This window comes from Rhizobium sp. 768_B6_N1_8, from assembly GCF_051811225.1.
In the GTDB taxonomy this organism is placed as follows: Bacteria; Pseudomonadota; Alphaproteobacteria; order Rhizobiales; family Rhizobiaceae; genus Rhizobium.
Genome location: NZ_JBPWPV010000001.1, coordinates 2,679,048 through 2,705,344, shown reverse-complemented (window position 1 = coordinate 2,705,344; position 26,297 = coordinate 2,679,048). Strand labels below are relative to the sequence as shown.

The window sequence follows — 26,297 nt, the reverse complement described above, 5'->3', positions numbered from 1 at the left end:
AGCTCATATTTCTGCAATCGCAGGTGTTGCTGCCGTCATTTGCCTCTTCACTGGAGGGGAGGCCTCGGCTATCGTCCGGCACGGCAAGAGGGGGCGAGTCGACCCCCTTGGGCGTGTGGAGGGGTAGGCAGCTGTGACATTCCAGGGGGATTTTCAGCGGGAGAATGCAGGTCCTCGGTTTGGAGGAATCCGCATACTTCTGGTTGAGGATTCTCGAATGTTTTCCGCCGTGCTCCGCCATCGGTTCCAGACCGAGCTCAACCTCAGCGTTGTCTGCTGCTCCTCGCTGAAGGCGTTGCGCGAAGCGCTCTCGCAGGACGACCACGGCTGCAGCATGGCCGTCGTTGACCTGAACCTGCCGGATTCGCCCTATGGCGAGGCGCTCGACTGCACGATCGAGCACAATATTCCGGCCATCGTCTTTACCGCGACCTTCGATCTCAATACGCGCGCCCGCATCCTCGAGCGCAATGTTATAGACTATGTGCTGAAGGATAACGAATTCGCGCTCGACAATCTGGTCGCGACCGTGCGCCGTGCGATCATGAACCGGAAGACGCGGGTGCTCGTCGTCGACGACGTTTCATCTGCGCGCCAGGTACTGGTCGATCTCCTGAAAGCCCAGCAATATATGGTCGTCGAAGCCAGTTCCGGGTTTGAGGCGATTGCGGCACTTGAGGCCTACAGCGATATCGAACTCGTCGTCACAGACCATCACATGCCCGATATGAGCGGCTATGAGCTGACGCGGCGCATCCGCCACCGGTTCGGCTCGGACAAGCTGCGCGTCATCGGTGTTTCCTCGTCGAACGACCGCATGCTGTCGGCCAGCTTCCTGAAGGCCGGTGCCAGCGATTTCGTCTACCGGCCGTTCGTGGCCGAAGAGCTGCAATGCCGCATCGCCAACAATGTCGAGACGCTGACGCAGATGAAGCAGCTGCGCGCAGCGGCGGCCTGCGATTACCTGACGGGCCTCTATAACAGGCGCTATTTCTACGACAACGGCCCGAAGCTGGTGAACGAATGCCTGCGGCTCAAAATGTCGACCGCGGTCGCCATTCTCGATATTGATCATTTCAAGCGCCTCAACGACACCTATGGTCATGAGATCGGCGACAAGGTGCTGAAGGCTGTCGCGGACAGGCTGCAGACGATCTTCGAAGGTAGCGACAATCTCCTCTCGCGCCTCGGCGGCGAGGAATTCGCCATTCTCTTCCCGCAGATGGATTCGCTGGCCGCTACCAAGCTCTGCGATGAGATCCGCTCGGATATTTCCCGCCTCAAGGTGACGGCCGACGATGAGGAACTGTCGGTGACGGTCTCGATTGGTGTTGCCGAGATCGCCGGCTACGAGACCTTCGAGAACTATCTGAACGCGGCAGACCAGTTTCTTTACATGGCCAAACACAAGGGGCGAAACCTTGTCTATTCCGATGCCAAGATGACGGAAGAGGCGGCGCAGTAAGGGGCGCAATTCCACTCGCCGTCATCCTCGGGCTTGTCTCTGACATCCGCTACGTTCCAAAAGACGAGACGGCAGCAGATGCTCGGGACAGGCCCGAGCATGACGAAGGAGAGGGTGGTGCCCTCGCAAATCAAAAAGGCGGCCACCGAGCCGCCTTTCATGTTTCGTCATCCTGCCGTCACTGCCTCAAGCCGCAACCGCCTGCTGGCGGGCGGTGGCCATGGTCATCTTGCGATCGGCGCGCTCCTGCTGCGGTGAGCGCTGATAGAGTTCGCGATAACACTTGGAGAAGTGCGAGGCGGAGACGAAGCCGCAGGCGACGGCGACTTCGACGACCGGCATAGAAGACTGCACCAGCAGGTGACGAGCGCGGTCGAGACGGATTTCAAGATAGTAGCGGGCTGGCGACCGGCCCATTTCCTGGCGGAACAGGCGTTCGATCTGGCGGCGCGACAGGCCGGCACCCTCGGCGATTTCGAGCAGCGATAGCGGCTCGGCGAGATTGCCTTCCATCAGTTCGATGATCGACAGCACCTTGGCGTTCTGGACGCCGAGGCGGGCGCGCAGCGGCAGGCGCTGGCGGTCATGCGGGTTGCGCACGCGGTCGGTCAGGTGCTGCTCGCAGATGCGGTTGACAAGGCTTTCGCCGAAATCCTCGCCGACGAGGTTCAGCATCATGTCGAGCGAGGCCGTGCCGCCGGCGCAGGTGTAGAGGTTGTTGTCGATCTCGTAGAGGTCGGCATAGACCTCGGCCTGCGGGAAGGCCTCGGAGAAGCCCGGCAGGTTTTCCCAGTGGATCGCGCAGCGCTTGCCGTTCAGGAGACCTGCCTGGGCAAGCACATGCGCGCCCGTACAGAGCGAACCGACGGCGACGCCGCGATTATAGGATTCGCGCAGCCAGGCATTGACGGATTTGTTGTTGAAGGTCTCAACATCGATGCCCGAACAGACGAGCAGCATGCCCGGCCGGTTTTCGCCACCGAGATGGCGGCGCTCTTCAGCGAGCGACGAATTGGCCTCCACGCCGATGCCGCAGGAGGAATAGACTTTCTCGCCGTCGACCGAGCTCAGGCGCCACGTATAGGCCGGATAGCCGAGCATGCGGTTTGCGATCCGCAGAGTATCCACCGCCGCCGCAAAGGGCAGCATGGTGAATTGCGGAACCATGAAGAAGACTACGGAACGTTTCTTGAGCTGCATCTTGTTCATTGGAAAATCCATGCTCGAGGGCGACTGCATATTGGTCGCGTGGAATGCGTCGTTCCGATGTTCCAAAAGCGACACTGGCATGGATAAATGCGGCTAGGAAGAGCAAATCTGCGACATGATCGGTGATTTGCGGCGCGAGCGATGCAAAAGGCGTCGCTGCGGGGGCATAGTCCTGCGAAATTCACCGGGGAAAGGGCAGGCGGAGGATATGAAAAAGGCGGTGCTGCTTGGGACAGGCACCGCCTTTAGCTTGGGAGGTATGTCGCATTCATTGCATGGTATTGCATTCATGAGCCCTATGTTTAGTGAGCTCTGTCCTTGCCGGTCTCATCGGCGCTCGGCCAGCCGATATCCTTGCGGATGTCGAGAGGCATGGATTCGATCTGACGTTCCGTCTGCCACCGGCGCCATGCGCGCACGAGCTTGTCGGCATAGGAACCGAGCGAGGAATGTCTGCTATAGGACGACAGGCCCTTGCCGCCATCTCTGTAGGTCATAGAGGTCATTGCCGTTTCCTTTCCTTGCGAGATACGGGATTGCCGTATCCTTGAAGTGAAATATGCGCTTGCGGCACTCATCATTCAAACGAATAGATTTCATGGGTACCATAAGCGATTTTGAACTATCGCTGCTGCTCGTCCAGGGCGGGCAGGGCGCAGATATCGGCCGCAAGATGCGGCGGATAATGCTTCATTTCCTGCCTGATCCGTTCGCGTACCGCCACCCGAAACATGCGCGCGCGAAACGCGAAGAAAGCCTGGAGGATGTTGAAGCCTAATGTCTGCGACATGATCGGCCTCCTTTTCTTCAGCCTCATCGTCACAACTAAAATATAGGTGCTGAGGCTGGTTCAAACAAATGAAATGAACTGGGTCTTAGGTTCAGAGAAATTGAAAGATGAGGCGCGCGTAGAATGGCTGTGACGGGCTGCCTTCGGCAGCGCTTCGTGCCTGTCGGGCGACATATAAACGGGTGGACGGGTGTGGACGATCCACGCAGAAGCGGTTAGATGACCATCTGCTCTCCGAGCTCCACAACACGGTTGCTAGGGAGCTGGAAATAGTCCGAAGGGTCGATGGCGAAGCCGGCCATGGCGATGAAGAGGCGGTCCTGCCAAGCCGGAAGGCCGGTATTCGGATCGCCGACGAGCTTGCGCCTGCCGACGTAGAACGAGGTCGACATGATCTCGAAGTCGAAGCCCGCCTTGCGGCAGAGCGGCAGGGCCTTGGAGACGTCCTGATCCTCCATGAAGCCGAACAGGAGCTGGATCTTGATGAAGCGCTCCGACAGCCTTTCGATCGTCACCCGATCCGTTTCCGGCACATAGGGGCGCGGAGCGGTCTTCACATTGAGGATGACGTTGCGGGCGTGAAGAATGCGATTGTGCTTCAGATTGTGCAGCAGCACGCCGGGCGTCATATCGGGAAGGCTGGTCAGGAAGATCGCGGTGCCCGGGACCTGGGCGGGAGCGTGATCCGACTTCCGTTCGATCGACGCCAGAAACTGCATCAGGGGTATGTCGTTGCTGGCGGACTTCTGGCGCACAAGCAGCGTTCCCTTCTTCCAGGTCCACATCATAACCATCAGCGCGCCGGCGATCAGGATCGGGACGTAGCCGCCGTCGTGGATCTTCAGGAGGTTGGCGCCCAGGAAGATGCTTTCAAGCACGAGGAGCGGCAGGAGTGCCGCCAATGCCATGAGCACGTTCCATCCCCAGACGACGCGGAGAAACTGGAAGGACAGGATGGTGGTGACGACCATCGCACCGGTGACCGAAATTCCATAGGCGGTGGCGAGGGCCTCGGAGGAGCCGAATGCGAAGATCAGGGCAAGCACACCAATGAGAAGCGCCATGTTGACGGCCGGGACATAGATCTGGCCGGTGTTGGAGGCGGAGGTGAAGCAGATCTCCAGCCGAGGAAGGAATCCGAGATGGATCGCCTGACGGGCGAGAGAGAACGCCCCGGTAATGACCGCCTGGCTGGCGATGATGGTGGCTGCGGTGGCAAGGATGACCACCGGAAGGATCGCCCATTCCGGAAACATCAGGAAGAACGGATCAGACGCAGCCTGCGGGTTGGCAAGCACAAGCGCGCCCTGGCCGAGATAGTTCAGGAGGAGCGACGGGAAGACCACTGCGAACCAGGCGACCTGGATCGGCTTCCTGCCAAAATGGCCGAGGTCGGCATAGAGCGCTTCCGCGCCCGTCACGGTCAGGAAGACGGCGCCGAGGACCACGAGGCCAATGAGGCCTGCATGGGTGATGAAGTCGAAGGCGTAGAGCGGATTGAGCGCTTCGAAGATCGCCGGATCGTCGGCGATGTGGGCGAGTCCGCCAAGGCCCATCACGAGAAACCACAGCAGCGTTATCGGACCGAAAAGCTTTGACACGGATGCGGTGCCGACTGACTGGACGAAAAACAGGAGCAGCATGATCGCGATGGCGATCGGCAGGATGTAGGGGGTGAAGACCGGTGTCACGAGCTTCAGACCTTCGAGCGCCGACAATACCGACAAGGCAGGCGTGATCATCGCGTCACCGATGAAGAGTGCGGCGCCGATAATGCCTGCGAAGAAGAAGATGGTCGCGTGCCGGCTGGTCTTCTTCATGAGAAGGGCCAGCAGGGAAAGGGTGCCGCCTTCGCCCTCATTGTCCGCCCTAAGCAGAAACAGCACGTATTTGAACGTGACGATGATCGTCAGCGTCCAGATCATCAACGAGATCAGCCCGATGACCTCGTTTGGAGTGACGCCGTCATGGGTGAAGGGCCGAAGCGCTTCGCGGAAGGCATAGAGTGGGCTCGTTCCGATATCGCCATAGACCACTCCGACCGCCCCGAGCAGGAGAGCCGCAAACTTTTGCTGGCCTGCATGAGACCGGTCTGCGTCGTGGGTGGTGGCGGACATGGACATTCCCTGATTGTCGTTTGGAATGAAGGATATAGGGCGCAAGCCTGAGAATAGCACGTCTGGCAGCGAGCAGAGGGCGCAAGGGCCGTCAGGCCGCTTGCATCCCGGCTCCGTCGTACCGATCAGTTCTCCGCCCGTGCCTCGTCCTTCGTCAGCGCGCTGACGAGGAGCTTGTCGACGCGCCGCCCGTCGAGGTCGATCACCTCGAATTTCCAGTCGTTCTTGATGAAGGTCTCCCCAAGCTCGGGCAGATGCTTCAGTTCTTCCAGAACGAGACCGGCGACGGTCTGATATTCGACGTCTTCATCAACGGGGAAGTTCATGAATTCCGAAAACTCGTCGATCGGTGTCCATCCGGAAACCAGGTAGGAGCCATCCTCGCGTCGCTTGATCGCCGGTTCTTCGCCGGAGGCCGCATCGCCGAAAACACCCATGATCGATTCGAGGATGTCGCCTGACGTGATCACACCCTCGAAGTGGCCGTATTCGTCAAAAACCAGAACCATATGCTGCGAGGACTTGCGGATGGATTCGATCACCGAGGAAGCGGGAGCGAGGTCCGAGATGATCGGAACATCGTGTACCAGCGTCATGATGTCGACCGTCCGGTTGGCTTCAAGGGCGTCGTAGTAATCCTTGACGGCCAGAACGCCGAGAACCTCGTCGGAGCTGCCCTTGCGGGCCGGCAGTCGCGTTCGCGAGGTCGTCTGGATGGTCTTGCGGATCTCCTCGGCGGTATCTTCGATATCGACCAGCTCGACGTCGCGCCGCGGCGTCATGAGCGCACGTGCCGTTCTGTCTGCAAGACGCATGACGCCGGTGATCATGGCGGACTCGCCTATTTCGATTACGCCAGCGCTCTGGGCTTCGGCGAGAACCGTCTTGATCTCCTCGTCGGTGACGCCATCGGCGTTCTTTCCGGACTGGCCGAGCAGGGCGAGAACGAGTTTGCCCGAGCCGTCGAGCAGCCAGACGAGCGGCAGAGCCGCCTTCGACAGGTAGGTCATGGTCGGAGCGACCCTGGCGGCGACGGCTTCCGGCGCGCGAAGGGCCATCTGCTTGGGCACCAGTTCGCCGATGATGAGGGAGAGATAGGTGATCGCTACGACGACCGTACCGACGCCAAGCCCGTCCGCCCAGGCATCGGGAAGCCCCTGCGCCAGCAGCCAGGTGGAGAATCGCGCGCCGAGCGTCGCGCCCGAGAAGGCACCTGATAGTACGCCGACGAGGGTGATGCCGATCTGAACCGTCGACAGGAAACGGCCGGGATTCTCCGCGAGCCGCAGAGCCAGTCGCGCTCCTCTGCTTCCCTGATCAGCCATAACCCTGAGGCGTGCCGGGCGGGCGGAGACGATTGCGAGCTCCGACATCGCCAGGACGCCGTTGAGAATGGTGAGGAGGACGACGATGGCTATTTCGGTATACAAACTTTGGCCTGTTTCGATGACAATGATCCGTCGAAACTATGCGATCTCGCCTCGCTTTGCGAGGGTTCCCGTCAAAGATCATGGCGCTTGCCAAGATAATTATGGCGGGACTTCTCGCAGCCACCGCAACTGGAGAGCCGCAAGACGGCATCTCCTTGAAACGGCGTCTCATATAGTCCGCAGCTCATAAACCCCCTCTTAAGGATCTATTGACCATAATGAAGGCTTAACGCCGCCCACGTGTGCGGTGCCTGTGATGTTTTCGTGTTTCGCACCAAGGACGAAGTCTGTGTCCCTTCATCAAGCCATCGCCGCCATTCCGACGACCGCGTCTGCGTGGTTTTTGTCTGTCGTCGCTCATCGCATGGCGATCGCCGCGGCCTTCGTTTTTGCTGTCATGGCCGGATCGGGCGAGGCGGCGGCCGAGGACAGGGCGCTGAAACTCTACTTCACGCATACCGGCGAGCGGGCGACGATCGTCTTCAAGCGCAACGGCAAGTTCGACCAGCGCGGCCTCAACCAGATCAACCGCTTCCTGCGCGACTGGCGGCGCAACGAGCCGGCCAGGATGGACCCGCGGCTGCTCGACCTCGTCTGGGAAGTCTATCGCAAGAGCGGGGCGAAGGAGGCGATCCACGTCGTTTCGGCCTATCGCTCGCCGGCGACCAACAACATGCTGCGCAACCGATCGCGCAATACCGGTGTCGCCAAGCGCAGCCAGCACATGCTCGGCAAGGCGATGGATTTCTACATTCCCGGTGTCAAGCTTGCGACGCTGCGCGCGCTTGCCATGCAGATGCAGGTCGGCGGCGTCGGTTATTACCCGACATCGGGTTCGCCCTTCGTGCATCTCGACGTCGGCAATGTGCGCGCCTGGCCGCGCATGTCGCGCCAGGAGCTGGCGCGGCTTTTCCCTGACGGACGCACGATCCACCTGCCGGCGGACGGACGACCGCTGCCGGGCTATCAGGTGGCGCTTGCCGAGCGCAAGAAGGGTATCCGCTCGGCACCGATCGAGATTGCCGCAGGTGAAGATGAGGATGACGATACGCCTGTAGCGCCAAAGGCAGCGGCATCGGCCCTGCTGACGGCACGCGCAGCAGCACCCGTGAAGGCACCTGATCCCGTCGTGACCGGAAGCCTTGTCACCGCCATGCTGCCGACGCCGCAGAGGCGGGCCGAGATCGGACTGGCGCCGCAGCTTGCCAAGCCGGAGGACAAGGCGGTCGCCGACCGGGCCTTTGCCGATCTTGCCTCACTGACCGTTCCGCTGCCGATGCTGCGGCCTGTTGAAATCGAGGCCGTGGAAAGCGAGACGCCCGCACCTGTGCCGGCGGTTGCGCCGGTGTTGGCATCCGTCCAGCCGGCCCCGGCCGATTTCACGCGGTTCGTCGTCGGTCGCAAGCCTGCCAATACGTCAGGTATCGCCGACCGGCTGACCCATCCCGCACCGACGGCCGAGCAGATCGCGGTGTTGCCGGTCTCCGCGTCGGAGCATGTCTCGGGTGGCGTCGGAGAAATGTCCGCACGAGCGCTGATTGCCTGGGCAGTGCGATCACCGGAAACGTCAGTTGAACTCACGGCGCCTGCCATGATCGGCAACACCTATCCGAAGGGTGTCGGCGAGGGCCGGGCGGTTGCTTCAGGTGCGGCTGGAACCAGCTTCAAGACCAGCCGTTTCGGTACCGAGGGCTGAACTCAAATAGGCTCGATGGCGGTTGCCCTGCAAAAATAGGGCGCAGATTGACTTTCAATCAAATGGAATGATAATCCTTGGTCATTCAGAAAAATTGAAAGATGTGACGATGACAATCCCGTTTCGCCGTCCCATTCCTCTGCTCGACAATGACGTGCTGCGCACCTTCGTGGCCATTGCAGAGACCGGTAATTTTTCGACTGCGGCCGAAACCGTGTTCCGCACGCCGTCGGCCGTTTCCATGCAGATCAAGAAGCTCGAAGAGCAGCTTGGCGTGACGCTGTTTCGCCGCGATGCGCGCTCGGTGACGCTGACGCAGCATGGTGAAATGCTGCTGTCTTACGCGCGCAACATCCTGGCGCTCTCCAACGAGGCGGTGTCGCGCTTCATCATGCCCGAGCTCAGCGGCGTGGTGCGGCTCGGCGCGCCCGAGGATATCGGCGAGCGGCTGCTGCCGCAGATCCTGAAGAGCTTTGCGCAGATCTATCCAGGCATCATGGTCGATGTGACGATCGACATGAGCATCGGCCTGAAGAAGCGGATGGAGGAACAGCGCCTCGATCTTGCGCTCATCAACTGCGCCACGCGGCCTTTCCCGACCAATGGTGAGGTCGTCTATCGCGAGCGCCTCGTCTGGGCGGGAGCCAAATGCGGCTCGGCGCACCGGCGCGATCCGCTGCCGATCTCCATCTGGGAAGACGGCTGCATCTGGCGGCAGGAGGCGATCACCCAGCTCGAGCGCAACAAGCGGCCCTATCGCGTCGCCTATCTCAGCGCCCACACGATGGCGCAGCGCGCCGCCGTGGTCTCCGATCTCGCCATCGCGCCGCTGCCGCTCTCCTATGTCAGCGAGGATATGGCTATCCTCGGCATCCAGGAAGGGCTGCCGGAACTGGGGTCTTTCGACATCCAGCTTTTGACTGCATCGCAGATGACAGGGCCGATCGAGACGGTGGCCGACAGCATTCGCGCATCCTTCGCCGAAAGATCGAAAGCGGCGGCTGCCTGATTGGCACAGAGCGATATGGAATGATCGCGTAGACGCGGAATGCTTAGATACCACCTTACAAGGACGGTCAGGCCATGGATCAGCAAGTCCGGCTTTTTGGCGCTGTTGCGGTCCGACCTGCCGTCCTTGCCGTCATCTCCCGGTTCGAAACGATCTCAGGATGCAAGGTCGCGGTCAGGTGGGAGCTCAATCCGACCGTAAGGAAGCAGATTGAAGCCGGGGAACCTTTCGATCTCGTCATCACCAATCCTGATCTGATTGAGGAACTCACCGCCCTGGGGAAGGTCAAGGCGGGGAGCCAGGTCGCTTTCGGTCGGATAGCAATGGGAGTGGCGGCAAAAGAAGGCAGCCGACCGCTCGACATTGGCTCCGTGGAAGCATTCAAACACGCCTTGAAGAACGCCGGATCAATCGCCTATGCCAGTGACGGAACCAGCGGTGGCTACTTCTCCGGTTTGCTGGAGCGCTTGGGAATAGCCGAAGAGGTGAAGCCCAAGCTGGTGCCGGTAGCAGGAGGCCAGACGGCGGCATCTGTCGGCCGCGGGGAGGCCGAGATGGGTGTCGTTCCCGTGACGTCTATCCTCGCCGCCGCTCCCGAGGTCATGCTCGTCGGCAAGTTTCCGGCAGAACTCCAAAGCTACATCGACTTTTCCATTGGCATCAGCGCCAATTCAACGAGTGCAGACGCTGCCAGGCAGCTGTCAGCGTTTCTGATGTCGGCAGCCATTGACGATATCCTGGCGGCAAAGGGCGTCGAGCGCAGCTGAATATGTGCTTGATGGGCAGCGATCGGCGCGGGCTATCGTCCCTGGTTGCTGAATCGCGTTTGACGATCTCGAAGATGTTGGCCTTCTCCGGAGAAAGGCTCTTAGCCGGTGAACTTTTCGCTCACGAATGCGTTATCCCGCCCGGACGGCTTCAGCCGTTCGGGGTTGATTTCACAAAAGGATTTCGCACATGACGACCACGGGTAAAATCGCATCCGCCTTGATGATCCTTCTTACGCTTTCTTCTTGCGCCAACACGATCCGTGGCGTGGGCAGGGATACGGCAAATGCCGTCAATGCCACGCAGGATGCCGGCCGCAGTGTCGATCGCGCAGCGAAGAGATAATTACTTTCAGATTTTTGAAGTCGGATAGGCTTTTTCGAGGCCGCCGGATCGGGTCAGCCCGGTCCGGAATGCGGCATAGGCCGGGTGCTGGCTGGAGCGCGCCGCTTCCATGAGCCTGATCTGCAGCCGGTCGGGTGCAGCTTCGCCGATCCATTTGCCGAGGGTTTCAAGCTTCAGCGAGTTGAGAAGGCGCGCGGAGGAGGCGATGTCGAGATGCCGATAGAGACCCGCGAGCAGGTTATCGTCCTGCGCCGGATTTTCCATGAGCAGTGACAGGTAGGATTTGTCGGTTTCCGAGAGCGCCGCGAGTTTTTCCGCGACGGTATCGCGATCGGGGAAGGGCACCGTGCCAGTCATAACGAATCGTCCAGTCCTTGTTGTCAGCAAGGCTTATAGACTGGCCTTGACCTTCTCGGCTACATCGGCCGGAACCCAGCGGCTCCAGAGCTCCTCATAATTCTGCAGGAAATAGAGGGCTGCATTCTCGTTGTCCTCGCCATTTTCATCCTGCCAGGCCAGCACCTGGCTGATGGTCTCGTTGTCCCAGCTGCGGGCGTTCAGATAGTTCATGACCGGGCCGGCGCGATCAGCGAAAGCCCTGGTCATCAGCGTGAAGGCCTGCGACACCGGATAGGCGTTCACCTTGGGATTGGCGCAACGGGGCACCGAGGTGCAGGCGTTCCATTCGGCCTCGTCGTGCGGCACACCGAAGCCCAGCTGTTTCATGTCGTATTTGCCGATGACTGATGTCGGCGCCCAGTAATAACCGAGCCAGCCGACCTTGTTTTCAAAGGCGCGGGCAATCGAACCGTCGAAATCCTTGGGTGTCCGGCTGTCGACCAGCGCAAAGCCGAGCTTGTCGGCATCGAGCGCTCTGAAGAGATTGCTGGTCGAGATCTCGCAGGCCCAGGCTTCCGGGCAATTATAGACTGCGGCGCGCGAGGGATCGTAGGTATCGGGAAAGAGTTCCGGATGCTTCAGCGCATCCTGCACGGAACGAATATCCGGGTTTGCGTCGGCGATGAATTTCGGAATGTACCAGCCTTCGACCGCTCCATCCGCAAGAATTTCGGCGCCCTTGACCAGACGCCCGGCGCTGATGGCGGCATCGAGCTGCGGCTTGACCGCCTTCACCCAGAATTCCGAGGCGATATCGGGCGTGCCGCTGCCATTCATGGAGGCGAAAGTCGGCAGCGTATCGCCATCCACGATGGTGACGGAGCAGCCGTAGCCCTTTTCCAGGATGAATTTATCGAAGCTCGCGGCAATGGCGGCGGAGCCCCATCTCATCTCGGCGATCGAGACCTTGCCGCATCCGGCAGCTTGCGCCTCCGCTATTCCGGCATAAAAGCAGACCGCAAGGATGAATGACGTGAAAAATGTCTTCATTATACGTTCCCCGAAATTTTTATGTGATCGAACGCGCATGCACCGAGGCAATTAGCCGACAAATCTCCCCGCCGCTTCAGGTGCCCACGGCCGGAATATGGCTCCACGCGGCTTTTCCTATGTGCGGCGCCGTTCGTCTGGTCTTCCGGCGGCTCGTCGCTGGCCATTTCTATCGATGGCTTAATATGAGCAAACCTACGGATTTGCTGCAGGAAATCAACTCTCTTTTCCGTGTTGTATTTGTAACTAAATTATTGAATTCGAAGAATTTATGCCGGTAGTTTCATGAAACTGCGGCCCGGGGTGCGATTGGTGGAAATGCACGCTCGCGGCGAGGGGTGAAAGCGGTTCCAAGTGAGAGAAAGTCGGAAAAGTTCAAAAAAAGTCGAATTTTGTCTCCGGTTGGGTCTTCACTAACCATCCGGTAAGAATGTGCCGTTATCTGTTGTGACGCGGCGGGGGACATCCGCTGCTTTTCCGGATCAGGTACTGCGTCCCGGAAAAAGCGAGCTTCATTGCGTAATGATGAAGACGCCTGCGTTTTTACGGCAAACCGCGTAGGGCTTATGGCCCGATCGCGGTTTTCGCATTTCTGGCCCTCTGTTGACCTGATATCCGCGCGCATTGTAGGCCTGCCGGAAATACTTCACGGATAGGCGCCAATGACCAGAGCCATCATGCTGCAGGGAACCGGCTCGGATGTCGGCAAGACGGTGCTGGTGGCGGGGCTCTGCCGGCTGGCGGCCAATCGCGGCCTGACGGTGCGGCCGTTCAAGCCGCAGAATATGTCGAACAATGCGGCGGTTTCCGACGACGGCGGCGAGATCGGCCGGGCGCAATGGCTGCAGTCGCTCGCAGCACGCACACCGTCATCGGTGCATATGAACCCGGTGCTGCTCAAGCCGCAGTCGGAAAACGGCAGCCAGATCATCGTGCAGGGCAGGGTGTTCGGGCAGGCGAAGGGGCGCGACTATCAACGGCTGAAGCCGCAGCTGCTCTCTTCCGTGCTGGAGAGTTTCGCCAAGGTGTCCGAGGGTGCCGACCTCGTCATCGTCGAGGGGGCAGGGTCACCCGCCGAAATCAATCTCAGGGCCGGCGATATCGCCAATATGGGCTTTGCGACGCGGGCGAACGTCCCTGTCGTTCTCGTCGGCGATATCGATCGTGGCGGGGTGATCGCCTCGCTGGTCGGCACGCACGCGATCCTCAGCGAGGAAGATCGCAAGATGATCTCGGGTTACATCATCAACAAGTTCCGCGGCGATGTAAGCCTGTTCGACGACGGTATCCGCGCCATCGAAGGTTTCACCGGCTGGCCCTGCTTCGGCGTCGTGCCCTGGCTTAAGGCGGCCGGGCGGCTGCCCGCCGAGGATTCCGTCGTGCTGGAGCGGCTGGTGAAGGGCGAGCGGGGGGCGCTGAAGATCGCCGTGCCGGTGCTGCCGCGCATTGCCAATTTTGACGATCTCGATCCGCTGCGGGCCGAGCTTGGCGTTGAGCTCGTCTTCGTGCGCGCTGGCGAGCGGCTGCCAGCCGATGCAGCGCTGATCATCCTGCCCGGCTCGAAATCGACCATATCGGATCTCGCCGATCTCAGGGCGCAGGGATGGGACCGCGACATTGCCGCCCATGTGCGCCGTGGCGGCCGGGTGATCGGCATTTGCGGCGGCTACCAGATGCTCGGCCGCAAGGTGCATGATCCGCTCGGCATCGAGGGCACGACGACAGAGATCGAAGGGCTTGGCCTGCTCGATGTCGAGACGGAGATGGCGCCGGAGAAGACAGTGCGCAACAGCTCTGCCCATTCGGCGGAATATGACGTGCCGCTGTCAGGCTATCAGATCCACCTCGGCGTCACGCAAGGGGCTGATTGCGAACGGCCGGCGGCGATCGTGGATGGATTGGCCGACGGTGCGGTTTCGGCCGACGGCCGGATCATGGGCACCTATCTGCACGGCCTCTTCGGCAGCGACGCCTACCGCGCCCGGCTGCTTCAAAGCTTTGGCCTCTCAGGCGAGGGCGGCAACTACCGCGAGAGCGTCGACCGGACGCTCGATGAGGTCGCAGTCGACCTGGAGAAACATCTCGACCCGCGCTGGCTTGCAGGACTGCTTGACTAGGCCGGATGGCCTGCGTTCATCGACGAGGCTCCGCTATTGCCAAATTAGTTGACTGAGTCCATTAATTATCGCTGCAACGCACCCAGTCGAGAGCGGTAGAGATCATGAGCATACTGGATAGATTTTCACTGGCAGGTCAGGTGGCGCTCGTGACCGGCGGCGGCCGTGGCCTGGGCTTCGAGATGGCACGCGCACTTGCCGAGGCCGGTGCGCACGTCATCGTCACCGGGCGCACAGCGGCGACGCTGGAAGATGCCGTAAGGGCCATCCGCGCCGCTGGCGAGACGGCGCAGGCCGCCCCGTTCGACATCGCCGACCGAGAGGCCCAGCGCGGGCTGATGGCCGACATCGAAAGGACCCATGGCCGTCTCGATATCCTGATCAACAATGTCGGCGCCCGCGACAGGCGGCTGCTGGCCGAATTCGACGACGATGCCATCATCGAGTTGCTGCGCACCGATCTGGCCGCGGCGATAACGCTTTCGCGGGACGCAACCGTGCTGATGAAGCGGCGCAATTACGGCCGCCTGATCGCGGTGACCTCGATCAGCGGCCATGTCGTCATGCCCGGCGACTGCGTCTATCCGGCGGCCAAGCAGGGCCTGACCGGCCTGATGCGCGCCATGGCGGTCGAATTCGGGCCGCATGGCATCACCAGCAACGCGATTGCGCCCGGCTGGTTCGCCACCGAGACGAATGCGGCGATGGCTGCAAACGAGGAATTGATGCCCTTCGTGCGCCAGCGCATCCCGGTCCAACGCTGGGGCCGCCCGGACGAGATCGCCGGCGCGGCGCTGTTTCTTGCAAGCGGTGCCGCTTCCTTCGTCAACGGCCACGTACTGACCGTCGACGGCGGCATGACGGTAAGGATGTGATCGGAGATGCCCGCCTTCATTCCTGCGGCGTTTTTCATGGCTTCTCACCGGAGTGGGTGGAGGCCTGCTCGGGATGCGGTTCTTTCAGCGATGGCGGAGAGGTCCGGGCGAAGATATTGCCGAGATCGGTGAGGAAGGTCAGCAGCAGGTTGAATTCCGGCTCGCTGTAGGAGTCCAGGATCGCGGAGACCGGCTCGCTCTGCTCCTCGTAGAGCCGGGTGGCGCGTGCCGAGGCCTCGGGACAGGCAACCAGGACAAGGCGGCGTTTGTCGGTCTCATCCCGTTGCCTGACGACGAAGCCGGTCGCCTCCAGCTTGTCGATCAGCCCGCTGACCGTACCGATCTTCAATCCGACCTCGCGCGACAGGGCCGTCATCGACAGCGGTCCGAGTTTTTCCAACAGCCGGAAGCACTTGAATTCGGTGCTGGTCAAGCCCACCTGCTCGGCCACCTTCTGGTGGAACAGCCCGAGCCGGGCCGAAAACAGCTGGACCGTCGGAATGTAGCGCGCGAGGCGGTCGGTTGACTTTTTCGGCAAAACGTTTAGATCTCCGAACTAATTGTTTCGATATTCTAAGGACTGGTCAGCGTCATGTCGATACTCTCGCATGGCTGTTCGGCCCTTGTTAGAGGCAGCGATCCATGAGCGCCTATTTCATTCTCGAAATCCATCCCGATATCAAAGATCAGGCGATCGATGATTATCTTGCATGCATATCGGCGGATATGACGTTCCATGGGGGCCGTGTCCGATCTCCGGGAGGCAAGGTCCAGCCGGTCCAGGGAAACCGGCAGATGAACAGGCTTCTGATCATCGAATTCCGCACCGCCTCCATTGCCCGGGAATGGTATGAGGAGGCGAAGCAGGCGAATGAAGGTGTTGCCAGGTATCGTTCTCTCTTCGCCTGCCCCGCGGTTATCGTTGCCGGGATGGATGGTTAGAAACATCGGCCTCGCAGCCGTTGCCTGAGGTCGCAGCCCGGTTCGGCATTGCCGCCCATTCGCCCTATTTCCGATCATAGAATTGCGCCGGCCCATGTGGAGGTTTCGAAATTAACAATCATATTCAGTGGCTTATAGATGAGGGAATCAGGAGCGAGCATATCGGCGAGCTCATTGCCGGTTTGTGCGACCGGTTGATCGCGGATGGCTTTCCCATCTGGCGGGGCAGTATCGCTATGCCATCCATTCATCCCATGTATGCCGGCATCTCGGCCAATTTCGTGCGCGGCGGCGCGACCACCATCGAGAGGGCCGAATATGGCAGCGCGGCGCAGCTGAGCTTCGAGAAGACGCCGATCTATTATCTGTTGGGCCGAGGCGAAACGTCGGGGCGCTGGATCCTTGCCAAGGGCGAGGGTGTCGACAACTATCCGCAGCTTGCAGAATTCGCGCTTGGCGGCGGCACGGATCATCTGGTGAGCCTGCTGGAGTTTCCGAAGGAGGCCGCGTTGCGCGGGGTCAGCCTGTCCTTGACAAGCGACAGGCCGGGCGGATTTTCCAATGATCAGCTGACGATCATCGCAAAGCTTTTCCCGGCACTGGGGCTTGCCTGCTACCGCATCGCGGCATCGAGAACCGCCTCGGATATCCTTGCTGTCTATACAGGCGCCAAGACGAGTGCGCGCATCCTTGCGGGCGAGGTCCAGAGGGGAACGGGAGGCGCCATCAATGCCGCGATCCTGCTTGCAGACCTCAGAAACTTCACGGCGTTGACCGAGGTCTATCAACCCGGTGAGATCGCCGGGTTTCTGAACGAGCATTTCGAGCTGATCGGCCGGCATGTCGAGGAAAATTCCGGTGAGATCCTCAAGTTCATGGGCGACAGCGTATTGGCGATCTTCCCGACAGGCGGTGAAGACGGCGAGGATCCTGAGACGGCCTGCATGGCTGCGCTCGCCTCGGCCCGAAATGTTCTGGAGGCAAACGAGGCGCTCAATCGTCAGCGGACGCGCGAGGGCGGTCCTGATATCGGTGTCGACGTCGTCCTGCATCTCGGCGAGGTGTTCTACGGAAATGTCGGCGCCCGCGGCAGGCTTGATTTCACCGTGATCGGCAGGGCCGTCAACGAGGCCTCGCGGCTCGAGAAACTCTGCGGCGAACTCGGCCAGCCGCTTCTGATGTCGGAAAGCTTCGCGGCTGGCTGCGGTGTCGCCTGCGAACATCTGGGATCGTTCGAATTGCGCGGCGTTTCGAGGAGGGCGGACGTGTTCAAACTCGCGGCACCGACTACGGCAGTAGCCTGAAATCGGCATCGATTTTCAGAAAGTCTGATGCGTAGCTCTAATGGCGGCGTGTTTCTGACTTCAGCGGCAAATGTCTCAGATCTCGCCTGAGACCTCACGACGGCGGCGGTCGAGTTCTTCGCTGTAGCGGCGCAGCGTGTGGCTTTCGCTGAGCTGGCCGATCACCTTGCGCTCGATGAGGTTGTTGACGACGGCGAGCGCTTCGCTTTCGGTCTTGTCGAAGATCGCGGCCGCCTGTTTGGCGTTCATCTGCGGCTGCAGGAAATCGTTTTTGTAGCGGATGAAATCGGTCAGCTGCTGGGCTTCGTCCTGCGCGCTGGTGGGGTTGGCGTAGATTTCCGGCACGAGCACGAGACCGGCATATTTGTCGCCGTCATCGACGAGGATGACGCGCTGCGTCGAACCGATGGGGAAGGCCTCCTTGAACTCGTCCATCGTTATTCCAAGTTTTGCGGTCTTCACGTCTGATCGCATCAGCTTGTCTACGGTCAGGTTGCGGATCCAGCCGACATCATGGGCGCTGCGGATGCTCTCGCCGCGCAGGTGAAAGCGCCATGTGGCGAAGGAGTAGCCGAAGGTGGTGCGCACCACGAGCGAGGAGGTAATGACGGCGGCGAGCACCAGAACGGTGATCGGAAAGTCGCCGGTGATCTCCAGCGCCAGGAAGGTCATGGTCAGCGGCCCGCCGATGACGGCGACGGCGAGCGAGCTCATGCCGACCACGGCATAGATCACGGGTGTCAGTGTCGCATCGGCGAAATAGGGGGCGGAATAGGCGAATAGCTTGCCGAGCAGGGCACCCATGAAGAGCGAGGCGAAGAACAGGCCGCCCCTGAAACCGGAACCGATCGAAATGGCCGATGCCACCGACTTCAGAAGGAAGAGGCCGATCAGCGCGGGAATGGTGATCTCATGGGAGAGGTTGAGATGCAGCGCGCCGTGACCGGCGGCGAGGACCTGCGGCGAGGCCAGCGCCAGCAGGCCGACGACCAGGCCGCCGAGCGCCGGGCGGAAGGGTAGCGCGATGGAGCTTTTGCGCGCCAGTTCCTCGACGAAGGAGACGCCCTGCATGATGAGGATGCCGATGCCGGCGCAGAAGGCGCCAAGGGCGATCGCCGGCACGTAATCGGCGGGCTGGACAGCGCCGAAGCTGCCGACATCGATGATGAAATCGCTGCCGGATAGCAGCCGGGCGACCAGTGTAGCGACGAGGGCCGCGACGACGACGGGCGTCAGCGAGACGATGGTGTAGGTGCCGATGATCAGCTCGAAGGCATAGAAGGCGCCCGTCAGCGGTGCATTGAAGGCGGCGGCGATGGCGCCGGCCGCGCCGCAGCCGACGAGGACGCGCATGTCGGAGCGGCGCAGCTGCAGCTTCAGGCCGAATTTCGAAGCGATGCCGGCTGCAAGCTGCGTATAGCCGGCCTCCAGACCGACGGACGCGCCGAAGCCGTTGGAAACGAGGTTCTGGATGGCGACGAGGATGCTGTCCGTCAGCGACAGGCGGCCGCCATGCAAGGCATTGGCCTCGATCGGGTCGACCATCGGCTTCTTGCGCCATCTGGCGAGAATGAAGATCAACAGGCCGAGCAGCATGCCGCCGGCAACCGGGGCCGTCATCAGCAGGAACTTGCTGTCGATCTGCGAGGCGCTGAGCCTCGTCGTGCCGTCTATGCCGAAGATCAGCCTGTGCATCTCTTCCGAGACATAGCTCATGGCGGTGACCGCAAGCCCCGAGGCGATACCGACGAGCGCGCCGGCAAAGACCATGCCCATTTCGCTGTGGCGGATAAGCGCGCGCAGGCGTCCCGGATCAAAGACGGTGCCGAGAGGGCCGAGGCGGCGAATATCCATTCGGGAGAGCATCATGGGGAAACTAGGCGGCAGGAGTGGGGGTCAAGGGCGGAGCCGGCATCCGCATGAGCGGCAATTGCGGCAAAATACCGACTGCGCCGTAAAGTTTTTGTGACGTAAACCTTTGATTAAAGACGATAATATCGGTAGTGTAAGTCGAGATGATCTCTGTGTGCACCCAGTGCGCCGATTGACATGCCCGGGGCGGAAGCCTAACCATGAATTGACATAATGGATGGTTCCGGATCGGCCTTACGCCTTCCGGATGAAAAGGGAATGTGACGGGGCGGACCCAAGCCGGGCGCCTTCATCACAGCCGACCCCGCGACTGTAGAGCAGTCAGGGTCTTCCGTCCGGTATTTTAGCCGTTGCGCTGACAGCCTCGCATTCTGCAGGCGGGCAAGGCGGTATAAGTGCCGGAAAAGCCACTGGAATGCATCGTGATCAGCCGGGGCAGGACGCCTCTATTTCTACGAATCGTCCGCCTTTTCACGAGAAGCAGCCGGGAAGGCGAGGCGGATCCGCTGGCACGATCAGGGGCGACCGGAAACGGTCTGCCCCTGTCGCGGCCGCTAACTGCGAGCCAGGAGACCTGCCATCCGTGCCGGGCATAATGCCCATACTGGGCCGTTTGCCCGCTGCCAGCACGGAGGTTGTCTTGGCTGAAGGATTTGATTCAGCGCTGCCTCTGGTGGTGCATGTGAAAGGTGTCGGTTCGGTACCTCCTGATGGGATGCGTCTGGCGCCTGTTGGTGGACGTTACCCGGCGCGCACTTTCCTCTCCTCCCTCATTCCTGTGCTTGTCACAGGAATCCAGCCACGGCGCGTCCGCGCAGTGAGTGAATCTACGCCGTCGTTGAGTGAGTCTCTCGTGCCCAAGGACTTGGGCACGCTGGATCCCTGTGACAAGCACAGGGATGAGGGAAGTGGGTGGAGCCGCGCCTTCGCTCCAAGGGCGGCCGTGGCATGACCAAGAGCCTTCTCAACGCCACCTTCATCCTTGGCGGCGCCCGCTCCGGCAAATCCCGCTTCGCCGAAAACCTCGTCACCACAAGCGGCCTCGACCACCACTACATCGCCACAGGCCGCGCCTGGGATGACGAAATGCAGGCGCGTATCGACCAGCACAAGGCCGACCGCGGCCCCTCCTGGACCACGCATGAGGAACCGCTCGACCTTACCGAGCGCCTTGCGGCAATCGACGGCGAGGGCAGGGCTGTTCTCGTTGATTGCCTGACGCTGTGGCTCACCAATCTGATGATGGAGGGGCGCGATATCGCCGCCCAGTCCGCCGCCCTTGCCGCCTTTCTACCGCAGGCAAAGGCGCGGCTCGTCATCGTTTCCAATGAAGTCGGCCTCGGCATCGTGCCTGAGAACCGCATGGCGCGGGATTTTCGCGACCATGCCGGCCGGCTGCACCAGATGATCGCGGCTGTGGCCGACGACGTGTATTTTATCGCGGCAGGTCTGCCGCTGAAAATGAAGGGTTAAATCCATGCAGCAGAAAATTCCCGCGACCGTCATCACTGGCTTCCTCGGTGCGGGCAAGACGACAATGATCCGCAACCTGCTCACCAATGCCGGCGGCAAGAAGATTGCGCTCATCATCAACGAGTTCGGCGATCTCGGCGTCGATGGCGATGTGCTGAAGGGCTGCGGGGCGGAGAATTGCACCGAGGACGATATTATCGAGCTCACCAATGGCTGCATCTGCTGCACGGTCGCCGACGATTTCATTCCGACCATGACCAAGCTTCTGGAGCGCGAGCAGCGCCCGGACCATATCGTCATCGAAACTTCAGGCCTTGCCTTGCCACAGCCGCTGGTCGCCGCCTTCAACTGGCCGGACATCAGAAGCGAAGTCACCGTTGACGGCGTCATCACCGTGGTCGACAGCGCCGCTGTTGCCGCAGGGCGTTTTGCCGATGACCATGATGCTGTCGATGCACGCCGGGTCGAGGATGAATCGCTCGATCATGAAAGCCCGATCGAGGAGCTCTTCGAGGATCAGCTGACCTGCGCTGATCTGATCGTGCTCAACAAGACCGACCTGATCGACGCTGACGGCCTTGGCCGTGTGAAAAGCGAAGTCGCCTCGCGCATCGCCCGCAAGCCTGTGATGATCGAGGCCAGGAATGGCGAGGTGCCGGCAAGCGTGCTGCTCGGCCTCGGCATCGGCACGGAAGACGATATCGTCAACCGCAAGTCCCATCACGAGCTGGAGCATGAGGACGGTACGCCGCACGATCACGACGAATTCGACAGTTTCGTCGTCGAGCTCGGCGCTATCGCCGATACATCAGGTTTCGTCGAGAAGCTGAAGGGCATTATCGCCGAGCATGACGTGCTGCGTCTCAAGGGCTTCATCGATGTCTCCGGCAAGCCGATGCGCCTGCAGCTGCAGGCCGTGGGTGCCCGCATCGACCAGTATTTCGACCGCGCCTGGACGCCGGGCGAAGCCCGCACCACGCGCCTCGTCGTCATCGGCCTGCATGAGATGGATCAGGACGCGGTGCGCAAGGCGATCGCGGCACTGGTCTAAGGGGTTTCGATGCACCTGCTTCTGGCTCAACAGGGAACGATCAGCGACGGGGACGAGGCCATCGACCTCGGCCAGTCGCCGGGCGATATCCTGTTCCTCTCGGCCGCCGACACCGAGCTTGCGGCAATCGCTGCGGCTCATTCCGGCGGGGCGAGCGGGCATACGCTCAGGCTTGCGAGCCTGATGAGCATGAAGCATCCGATGTCGGTCGATACCTACGTCGAACGCACGGCACGGCATGCGAAGCTGATCATCGTGCGGGCGCTGGGTGGGGCGAGCTACTTTCACTACGCACTGGAGGCGCTGCATGCGGTTGCCGCTCGTAACGGGGCGCTGATTGCGGTGCTGCCGGGCGATGCGCGGCCGGATGCGGGGCTGACGCCGTTTTCCAATGTGTCGCTTGATGATCTGAATGCGCTGTGGGCGTATCTGATCGAGGGCGGCGACGCCAATGCGCAAGGCTTTCTTGCCTATGCATCAGCGATGCTTTCGGGGGCGGAGAAGCCGGCGCCAGCCGCGCCGCTGATGAAGGCGGGGATCTGGTGGCCGGGGCGAGGGCTTGTCGGAGTTGAGGAGTGGCGGCGGCTTGCCAAAGCCGAAGTTCAAGTCCGGAAGGGGACGCCACCTACTGTCGCCATCGCCTTCTACCGCGCCCTCGTGCAGAGCGGCGAAACTAAGCCCGTCGAAGCCTTGATCGAAGCCCTCCAGCAACAAGGCCTGCGTCCGTTGCCGGTCTTCGCCTACAGCCTCAAGGATCCCGTCTCCAAGGGCATCCTCGAATCCATCTTCGCCGAACTGAAGCCCGAGGTCGTCATCAACACGACAGGCTTTGCCGTCTCCGCACCCGGCGCCGATCGCGAGCCGACGGTGCTGGAGGCCAACGACGCGATCGTGCTACAGGCAATCTTCTCCGCTTCGTCGCGAGAGGCCTGGGCCGTCTCATCGCAAGGGCTCTCGGCGCGTGATCTCGGCATGAATGTCGCGCTGCCGGAGGTGGATGGCAGGGTGCTGTCGCGCGCCGTCTCCTTTAAATCAGCCGCGCGCTACGACGTTGCTGTCGAGGCCAACATCGTTTCCAGCGAGCCGGATGAAGGGCGCATGAACTATGTGGCATCGCTTGCCGCCAACTGGGCGCGGCTGCGGCAGATGCCGTTGGAGAGCAGGCGAGTTGCGCTCGTCATGGCGAATTATCCAAACCGCGACGGACGGCTCGGCAATGGCGTCGGCCTCGATACGCCAGCAGGCACTATCGAGGTAATGCGAGCGATGGAGAAGGCCGGCTACCCGGTCGCCGATATCCCTGCCGATGGTGATGCGCTGATACGGCACCTGATGGCGGGGCCGACCAATTCCGGCTTCGATGGAAAGGTCGTGCGCGAGCAGCTTTCCCTGAGTCGATACAAGGATTTCCTGGAATCTCTTCCTGCTCAGATTCAGGATGAAGTCAGCACGCGCTGGGGTGTGCCGGAGGCCGATCCCTATGTCCGCGATGGCGCTTTTGCGCTGCCTTTCGCCCGTTTCGGCGACTTGCTGATCGGTATCCAGCCGGCGCGCGGTTATAATATCGATCCGAAGGAAAGTTATCACTCGCCCGATCTCGTGCCGCCGCACGGCTATCTCGCCTTCTATGCTTTCCTGCGCGAGGAATTCTGCGCACAGGCAGTGATCCACATGGGCAAGCACGGCAATCTGGAATGGCTGCCGGGCAAGGCACTGGCGCTATCGGAGACCTGCTATCCGGAGGCGATCCTCGGGCCACTGCCGCATCTCTATCCCTTCATCGTCAACGATCCCGGCGAGGGCACGCAGGCGAAACGCCGCACTGCCGCTGTCATCATCGACCATCTGACGCCACCGCTGACACGGGCCGAAAGTTATGGGCCGCTGAAGGATCTGGAGGCGCTGGTCGACGAGTATTACGAGGCATCGGGCGGCGATCCGCGCCGTATCCGCCTGCTCAGCCGGCAGATCCTCGATCTCGTCGCTGATATCGGGCTGGATCGGGATGCGGGCATCGCCAAGGGCGAGGCCGAAGGTGAGGCGCTGAAGAAGCTTGATGCCTATCTCTGCGACCTCAAGGAAATGCAGATCCGTGACGGGCTGCATGTGTTTGGCGTGTCGCCTGAAGGGCGGTTGCTGACGGATCTGACTGTGGCGCTGGCGCGGGTGCCGCGCGGGCTAGGTGAGGGTGGAGATGCGAGCCTGCAGCGGGCGATTGCTTGGGATACGCTGAAAGACCCCTCCCACCTGTGTGGAGGAGCTGGGGAGGCGTCTTTCGACCCTCTCGACTGCGACATGGCCGCCCCCCGGAGCGGCCCGACACCCAAAATCCTCGCAGACATCCTCGACGCCCCGTGGCGCACGAACGGCGACACCGTCGAACGCATCGAGTTGCTCGCAGCCAAGCTTGTCTCCGGCGAAATCACCTGCCCACCTCCCTGGTCCCAAACCAGAAGCGTGCTCGATGAAATCGAAGCTCGTCTCAAACCTTCGATTCTCGCCTGCGGCCCGGCCGAGATCGCCAGTCTGCTGCGCGGCCTCGACGGCCGTTTCGTGCCGCCCGGGCCATCCGGCGCGCCGACGCGCGGGCGGCCGGATGTGCTGCCGACGGGGCGGAATTTCTACTCCGTCGACAGCCGTGCTGTGCCGACCCCGGCAGCCTACGAACTCGGCAAGAAATCCGCTGAGCTGCTGATCCGCCGCTATGTGCAGGATCATGGCGAGTGGCCTGTCTCCTTCGGGCTGACGGCCTGGGGCACGTCCAACATGCGCACTGGCGGTGACGATATCGCGCAAGCCTTGGCGCTGATCGGCGTCAAGCCGGTCTGGGACATGGCGTCCCGTCGCGTCACCGGCTACGAGATCATCCCGCCGGCCATGCTGCGGCGGCCGCGGGTGGATGTGACGCTGCGGATCTCTGGCTTCTTCCGCGATGCTTTTCCCGAGCAGATCGCGCTCTTCGACAAGGCGATCCGCGCGGTCGGTGCGCTGGAGGAGGATGCAACCGACAACCCGATTGCCGGGCGCATGCGCGGCGAGACGGCACGGCTGACCGCTGCCGGGCTTGACGAGAAGGCCGCGGCAAAGCGGGCCGGCTATCGCATCTTCGGGTCGAAGCCCGGCGCCTATGGTGCAGGTTTGCAGGCGCTGATCGATGAGAAGGGCTGGGAGCGGCGTGCGGATCTGGCCGAGGCCTATCTCGTCTGGGGCAGTTATGCCTATGGCGCGGGTGAAGAGGGACAGGCCGAACGCGGGCTCTTCGAGGAGCGGCTGCGGTCCATTCAGGCCGTCGTGCAGAACCAGGACAATCGTGAGCACGACCTGCTCGACAGCGACGATTATTACCAGTTCGAAGGCGGCATGGCGGCGGCGACCGAGGTACTCGGCGGTGCGCGGCCGGCGATCTATCACAACGACCATTCGCGGCCGGAAAAGCCTGTTATCCGTTCGCTTGAAGAAGAGATCGGGCGCGTAGTGCGCGGGCGTGTCGTCAATCCGAAATGGATCGAGGGCGTCATGCGCCACGGCTACAAGGGCGCCTTCGAGATTGCCGCGACGGTCGATTATCTCTTTGCCTTTGCGGCGACGACGGGGGCTGTCGGCAACCATCATTTCGAGGCGGTCTATCAGGCCTTCGTCGCCGACCCCAAGGTCCGCGATTTCATGGCCGAGAAGAACCCGGCGGCACTTTCCGAGATGAAGGAACGGCTCATGGAGGCGATCGATCGCGGACTCTGGACGCCGCGCAGCAACTCGGCGCAATTCAACCTCACTGAATCCAACGAAACCAAGAAAAGAGCAGGCAGCCAGCCATGACCGAAGAGCCAGTCGTACCAGCCGAAAAGGACGATGCCCGTCACGCCGAGAAGATGGCGAAGAAGAAGGCCGCCCGTGACAAGATCATGGCCAGCAAGACGGATGAGAAGGGCCTGATCATCGTCCACACCGGCAAGGGCAAGGGCAAATCATCAGCCGCCTTCGGCATGATTTTCCGCCATATCGCCCATGGCAAGCCGTCTGCCGTCGTGCAGTTCATCAAGGGCGCCATGTGGACGGGCGAGCGGGATCTGATCGAGAAGCACTTTTCCGATCTCTGCCAGTTCCATACGATGGGCGAGGGTTTTACCTGGGAAACACAGGACCGGGCGCGGGATGTGGCGGCGGCCGGTGCTGCCTGGGAAAAGGCCAAGGAACTGATCCGCGACGAGCGCAATTCCATGGTGCTGCTCGACGAGATCAATATCGCGCTGCGCTACGACTATCTCGATATCAACGAGGTGGTGGAGTTCCTGAAAGACGAGAAGCCACACATGACGCATGTCGTGCTGACCGGGCGCAATGCCAAAGATGAGCTGATCGAGATCGCCGATCTCGTGACCGAGATGGAACTCGTCAAACATCCCTTCCGCTCGGGTATCAAGGGGCAGCCGGGCGTGGAATTCTGA

22 protein-coding genes and 1 riboswitch are annotated in these 26,297 nt (G+C 61.3%); of the genes, 13 read left to right on the top strand and 9 right to left on the bottom strand.

Features of this window, described 5'->3' with window-relative positions:
• Positions 1–133 precede the first annotated feature (133 nt).
• Complete coding sequence (locus AB8B33_RS13960) at positions 134–1,465, top strand: diguanylate cyclase (protein ID WP_439015844.1); 1,332 nt, start codon at positions 134–136, stop codon at positions 1,463–1,465.
• A 186-nt stretch (positions 1,466–1,651) separates the two neighbouring features.
• On the opposite strand, the gene AB8B33_RS13955 is transcribed toward AB8B33_RS13960, so the two are convergent.
• From AB8B33_RS13955 to AB8B33_RS13935, 5 genes are all read right to left on the bottom strand, one after another.
• On the bottom strand, positions 1,652–2,674 hold the full coding sequence (locus AB8B33_RS13955; protein WP_113323369.1) for a GlxA family transcriptional regulator: 1,023 nt from the start codon (positions 2,672–2,674) through the stop codon (positions 1,652–1,654).
• Positions 2,675–2,976: 302 nt separating this feature from the next.
• On the bottom strand, positions 2,977–3,180 hold the full coding sequence (locus AB8B33_RS13950) for a hypothetical protein (RefSeq protein WP_113323313.1): 204 nt from the start codon (positions 3,178–3,180) through the stop codon (positions 2,977–2,979).
• A gap of 116 nt (positions 3,181–3,296) precedes the next feature.
• Positions 3,297–3,464, bottom strand: a complete 168-nt coding sequence (locus AB8B33_RS13945) for a hypothetical protein (protein ID WP_007817848.1) — start codon at positions 3,462–3,464, stop codon at positions 3,297–3,299.
• Between the two features lie 215 nt (positions 3,465–3,679).
• Positions 3,680–5,581 carry a potassium transporter Kup gene (locus AB8B33_RS13940; RefSeq protein WP_439015843.1) on the bottom strand — a complete coding sequence of 634 codons (1,902 nt, stop codon included), beginning with the start codon at positions 5,579–5,581 and terminating at the stop codon, positions 3,680–3,682.
• A 125-nt stretch (positions 5,582–5,706) separates the two neighbouring features.
• Positions 5,707–7,011 carry a hemolysin family protein gene (locus tag AB8B33_RS13935; RefSeq protein WP_310387469.1) on the bottom strand — a complete coding sequence of 435 codons (1,305 nt, stop codon included), beginning with the start codon at positions 7,009–7,011 and terminating at the stop codon, positions 5,707–5,709.
• Between the two features lie 289 nt (positions 7,012–7,300).
• Between AB8B33_RS13935 and AB8B33_RS13930 the strand changes: the two genes are divergently transcribed.
• From AB8B33_RS13930 to AB8B33_RS13915, 4 genes are all read left to right on the top strand, one after another.
• Positions 7,301–8,707: a DUF882 domain-containing protein gene (locus AB8B33_RS13930; protein ID WP_439015842.1), complete on the top strand. Its 1,407-nt coding sequence runs from the start codon at positions 7,301–7,303 to the stop codon at positions 8,705–8,707.
• Between the two features lie 109 nt (positions 8,708–8,816).
• The gene (locus tag AB8B33_RS13925) at positions 8,817–9,716 is read left to right on the top strand and encodes a LysR family transcriptional regulator (protein WP_439015841.1); all 900 of its coding nucleotides are present in this window, start codon (positions 8,817–8,819) and stop codon (positions 9,714–9,716) included.
• A gap of 74 nt (positions 9,717–9,790) precedes the next feature.
• Entirely contained in the window at positions 9,791–10,483 is a 693-nt protein-coding gene (locus tag AB8B33_RS13920; protein ID WP_439015840.1) for a molybdate ABC transporter substrate-binding protein, read from the top strand.
• A gap of 190 nt (positions 10,484–10,673) precedes the next feature.
• On the top strand, positions 10,674–10,829 hold the full coding sequence (locus tag AB8B33_RS13915; protein ID WP_113321818.1) for an entericidin A/B family lipoprotein: 156 nt from the start codon (positions 10,674–10,676) through the stop codon (positions 10,827–10,829).
• A 6-nt stretch (positions 10,830–10,835) separates the two neighbouring features.
• Here AB8B33_RS13915 and AB8B33_RS13910 read toward each other — a convergent pair whose 3' ends face one another.
• On the bottom strand, positions 10,836–11,186 hold the full coding sequence (locus AB8B33_RS13910; protein ID WP_439015839.1) for a hypothetical protein: 351 nt from the start codon (positions 11,184–11,186) through the stop codon (positions 10,836–10,838).
• Positions 11,187–11,219: 33 nt separating this feature from the next.
• A complete protein-coding gene (locus tag AB8B33_RS13905) occupies positions 11,220–12,218 on the bottom strand; it encodes a glycine betaine ABC transporter substrate-binding protein (protein WP_439015838.1) in 999 nt (332 codons plus the stop codon).
• Between the two features lie 662 nt (positions 12,219–12,880).
• Between AB8B33_RS13905 and AB8B33_RS13900 the strand changes: the two genes are divergently transcribed.
• Together AB8B33_RS13900 and AB8B33_RS13895 are read left to right on the top strand one after the other, a co-directional pair.
• Positions 12,881–14,335, top strand: a complete 1,455-nt coding sequence (locus AB8B33_RS13900) for a cobyric acid synthase (protein WP_439015837.1) — start codon at positions 12,881–12,883, stop codon at positions 14,333–14,335.
• Between the two features lie 104 nt (positions 14,336–14,439).
• Complete coding sequence (locus AB8B33_RS13895; protein WP_439015836.1) at positions 14,440–15,210, top strand: SDR family oxidoreductase; 771 nt, start codon at positions 14,440–14,442, stop codon at positions 15,208–15,210.
• A 34-nt stretch (positions 15,211–15,244) separates the two neighbouring features.
• Here AB8B33_RS13895 and AB8B33_RS13890 read toward each other — a convergent pair whose 3' ends face one another.
• Positions 15,245–15,748: a MarR family transcriptional regulator gene (locus AB8B33_RS13890; protein ID WP_113311133.1), complete on the bottom strand. Its 504-nt coding sequence runs from the start codon at positions 15,746–15,748 to the stop codon at positions 15,245–15,247.
• Between the two features lie 104 nt (positions 15,749–15,852).
• Here AB8B33_RS13890 and AB8B33_RS13885 point away from each other — a divergent pair, with 104 nt between their 5' ends.
• Together AB8B33_RS13885 and AB8B33_RS13880 are read left to right on the top strand one after the other, a co-directional pair.
• Positions 15,853–16,152, top strand: a complete 300-nt coding sequence (locus AB8B33_RS13885) for a DUF1330 domain-containing protein (RefSeq protein ID WP_439015835.1) — start codon at positions 15,853–15,855, stop codon at positions 16,150–16,152.
• A gap of 236 nt (positions 16,153–16,388) precedes the next feature.
• Positions 16,389–17,456: an adenylate/guanylate cyclase domain-containing protein gene (locus AB8B33_RS13880; RefSeq protein ID WP_439015834.1), complete on the top strand. Its 1,068-nt coding sequence runs from the start codon at positions 16,389–16,391 to the stop codon at positions 17,454–17,456.
• 75 nt (positions 17,457–17,531) lie between these two features.
• Here AB8B33_RS13880 and AB8B33_RS13875 read toward each other — a convergent pair whose 3' ends face one another.
• Positions 17,532–19,322 (bottom strand): chloride channel protein, encoded by a 1,791-nt coding sequence (locus AB8B33_RS13875; protein WP_439017252.1) that lies wholly within the window; start codon positions 19,320–19,322, stop codon positions 17,532–17,534.
• 207 nt (positions 19,323–19,529) lie between these two features.
• A riboswitch (cobalamin riboswitch) is annotated at positions 19,530–19,924 on the top strand.
• 352 nt (positions 19,925–20,276) lie between these two features.
• Here AB8B33_RS13875 and cobU point away from each other — a divergent pair.
• Genes cobU through cobO form a run of 4 tightly spaced genes read left to right on the top strand, consistent with a single transcriptional unit; the run spans position 20,277 to position 26,297 of the window.
• A complete protein-coding gene (gene cobU / locus AB8B33_RS13870; RefSeq protein WP_439015833.1) occupies positions 20,277–20,801 on the top strand; it encodes a bifunctional adenosylcobinamide kinase/adenosylcobinamide-phosphate guanylyltransferase in 525 nt (174 codons plus the stop codon).
• Positions 20,802–20,805: 4 nt separating this feature from the next.
• Positions 20,806–21,852, top strand: coding sequence for a cobalamin biosynthesis protein CobW (cobW, locus tag AB8B33_RS13865; RefSeq protein WP_439015832.1), 1,047 nt, complete (start codon positions 20,806–20,808; stop codon positions 21,850–21,852).
• A gap of 9 nt (positions 21,853–21,861) precedes the next feature.
• The gene (cobN, locus tag AB8B33_RS13860; RefSeq protein WP_439015831.1) at positions 21,862–25,668 is read left to right on the top strand and encodes a cobaltochelatase subunit CobN; all 3,807 of its coding nucleotides are present in this window, start codon (positions 21,862–21,864) and stop codon (positions 25,666–25,668) included.
• Positions 25,665–26,297 (top strand): cob(I)yrinic acid a,c-diamide adenosyltransferase, encoded by a 633-nt coding sequence (gene cobO, locus AB8B33_RS13855; RefSeq protein WP_439015830.1) that lies wholly within the window; start codon positions 25,665–25,667, stop codon positions 26,295–26,297. The genes cobN and cobO overlap by 4 nt, the downstream gene beginning before the upstream one ends.

What these genes read in the sequence shown, in the direction of transcription:
- AB8B33_RS13920 (WP_439015840.1), top strand. Translation starts at nt 9,791, where the DNA reads ATGGATCAGCAAGTCCGGCTTTTTGGCGCTGTTGCGGTCCGACCTGCC.
- AB8B33_RS13940 (WP_439015843.1), bottom strand. Translation starts at nt 5,581, where the DNA reads ATGTCCGCCACCACCCACGACGCAGACCGGTCTCATGCAGGCCAGCAA.
- AB8B33_RS13910 (WP_439015839.1), bottom strand. Translation starts at nt 11,186, where the DNA reads ATGACTGGCACGGTGCCCTTCCCCGATCGCGATACCGTCGCGGAAAAA.
- AB8B33_RS13905 (WP_439015838.1), bottom strand. Translation starts at nt 12,218, where the DNA reads ATGAAGACATTTTTCACGTCATTCATCCTTGCGGTCTGCTTTTATGCC.
- AB8B33_RS13915 (WP_113321818.1), top strand. Translation starts at nt 10,674, where the DNA reads ATGACGACCACGGGTAAAATCGCATCCGCCTTGATGATCCTTCTTACG.
- AB8B33_RS13955 (WP_113323369.1), bottom strand. Translation starts at nt 2,674, where the DNA reads ATGAACAAGATGCAGCTCAAGAAACGTTCCGTAGTCTTCTTCATGGTT.
- AB8B33_RS13885 (WP_439015835.1), top strand. Translation starts at nt 15,853, where the DNA reads ATGAGCGCCTATTTCATTCTCGAAATCCATCCCGATATCAAAGATCAG.
- AB8B33_RS13925 (WP_439015841.1), top strand. Translation starts at nt 8,817, where the DNA reads ATGACAATCCCGTTTCGCCGTCCCATTCCTCTGCTCGACAATGACGTG.
- AB8B33_RS13895 (WP_439015836.1), top strand. Translation starts at nt 14,440, where the DNA reads ATGAGCATACTGGATAGATTTTCACTGGCAGGTCAGGTGGCGCTCGTG.
- AB8B33_RS13950 (WP_113323313.1), bottom strand. Translation starts at nt 3,180, where the DNA reads ATGACCTCTATGACCTACAGAGATGGCGGCAAGGGCCTGTCGTCCTAT.
- cobN (WP_439015831.1), top strand. Translation starts at nt 21,862, where the DNA reads ATGCACCTGCTTCTGGCTCAACAGGGAACGATCAGCGACGGGGACGAG.
- AB8B33_RS13945 (WP_007817848.1), bottom strand. Translation starts at nt 3,464, where the DNA reads ATGTCGCAGACATTAGGCTTCAACATCCTCCAGGCTTTCTTCGCGTTT.
- AB8B33_RS13875 (WP_439017252.1), bottom strand. Translation starts at nt 19,322, where the DNA reads ATGCTCTCCCGAATGGATATTCGCCGCCTCGGCCCTCTCGGCACCGTC.
- cobO (WP_439015830.1), top strand. Translation starts at nt 25,665, where the DNA reads ATGACCGAAGAGCCAGTCGTACCAGCCGAAAAGGACGATGCCCGTCAC.
- cobW (WP_439015832.1), top strand. Translation starts at nt 20,806, where the DNA reads ATGCAGCAGAAAATTCCCGCGACCGTCATCACTGGCTTCCTCGGTGCG.
- AB8B33_RS13900 (WP_439015837.1), top strand. Translation starts at nt 12,881, where the DNA reads ATGACCAGAGCCATCATGCTGCAGGGAACCGGCTCGGATGTCGGCAAG.
- AB8B33_RS13880 (WP_439015834.1), top strand. Translation starts at nt 16,389, where the DNA reads ATGCCATCCATTCATCCCATGTATGCCGGCATCTCGGCCAATTTCGTG.
- cobU (WP_439015833.1), top strand. Translation starts at nt 20,277, where the DNA reads ATGACCAAGAGCCTTCTCAACGCCACCTTCATCCTTGGCGGCGCCCGC.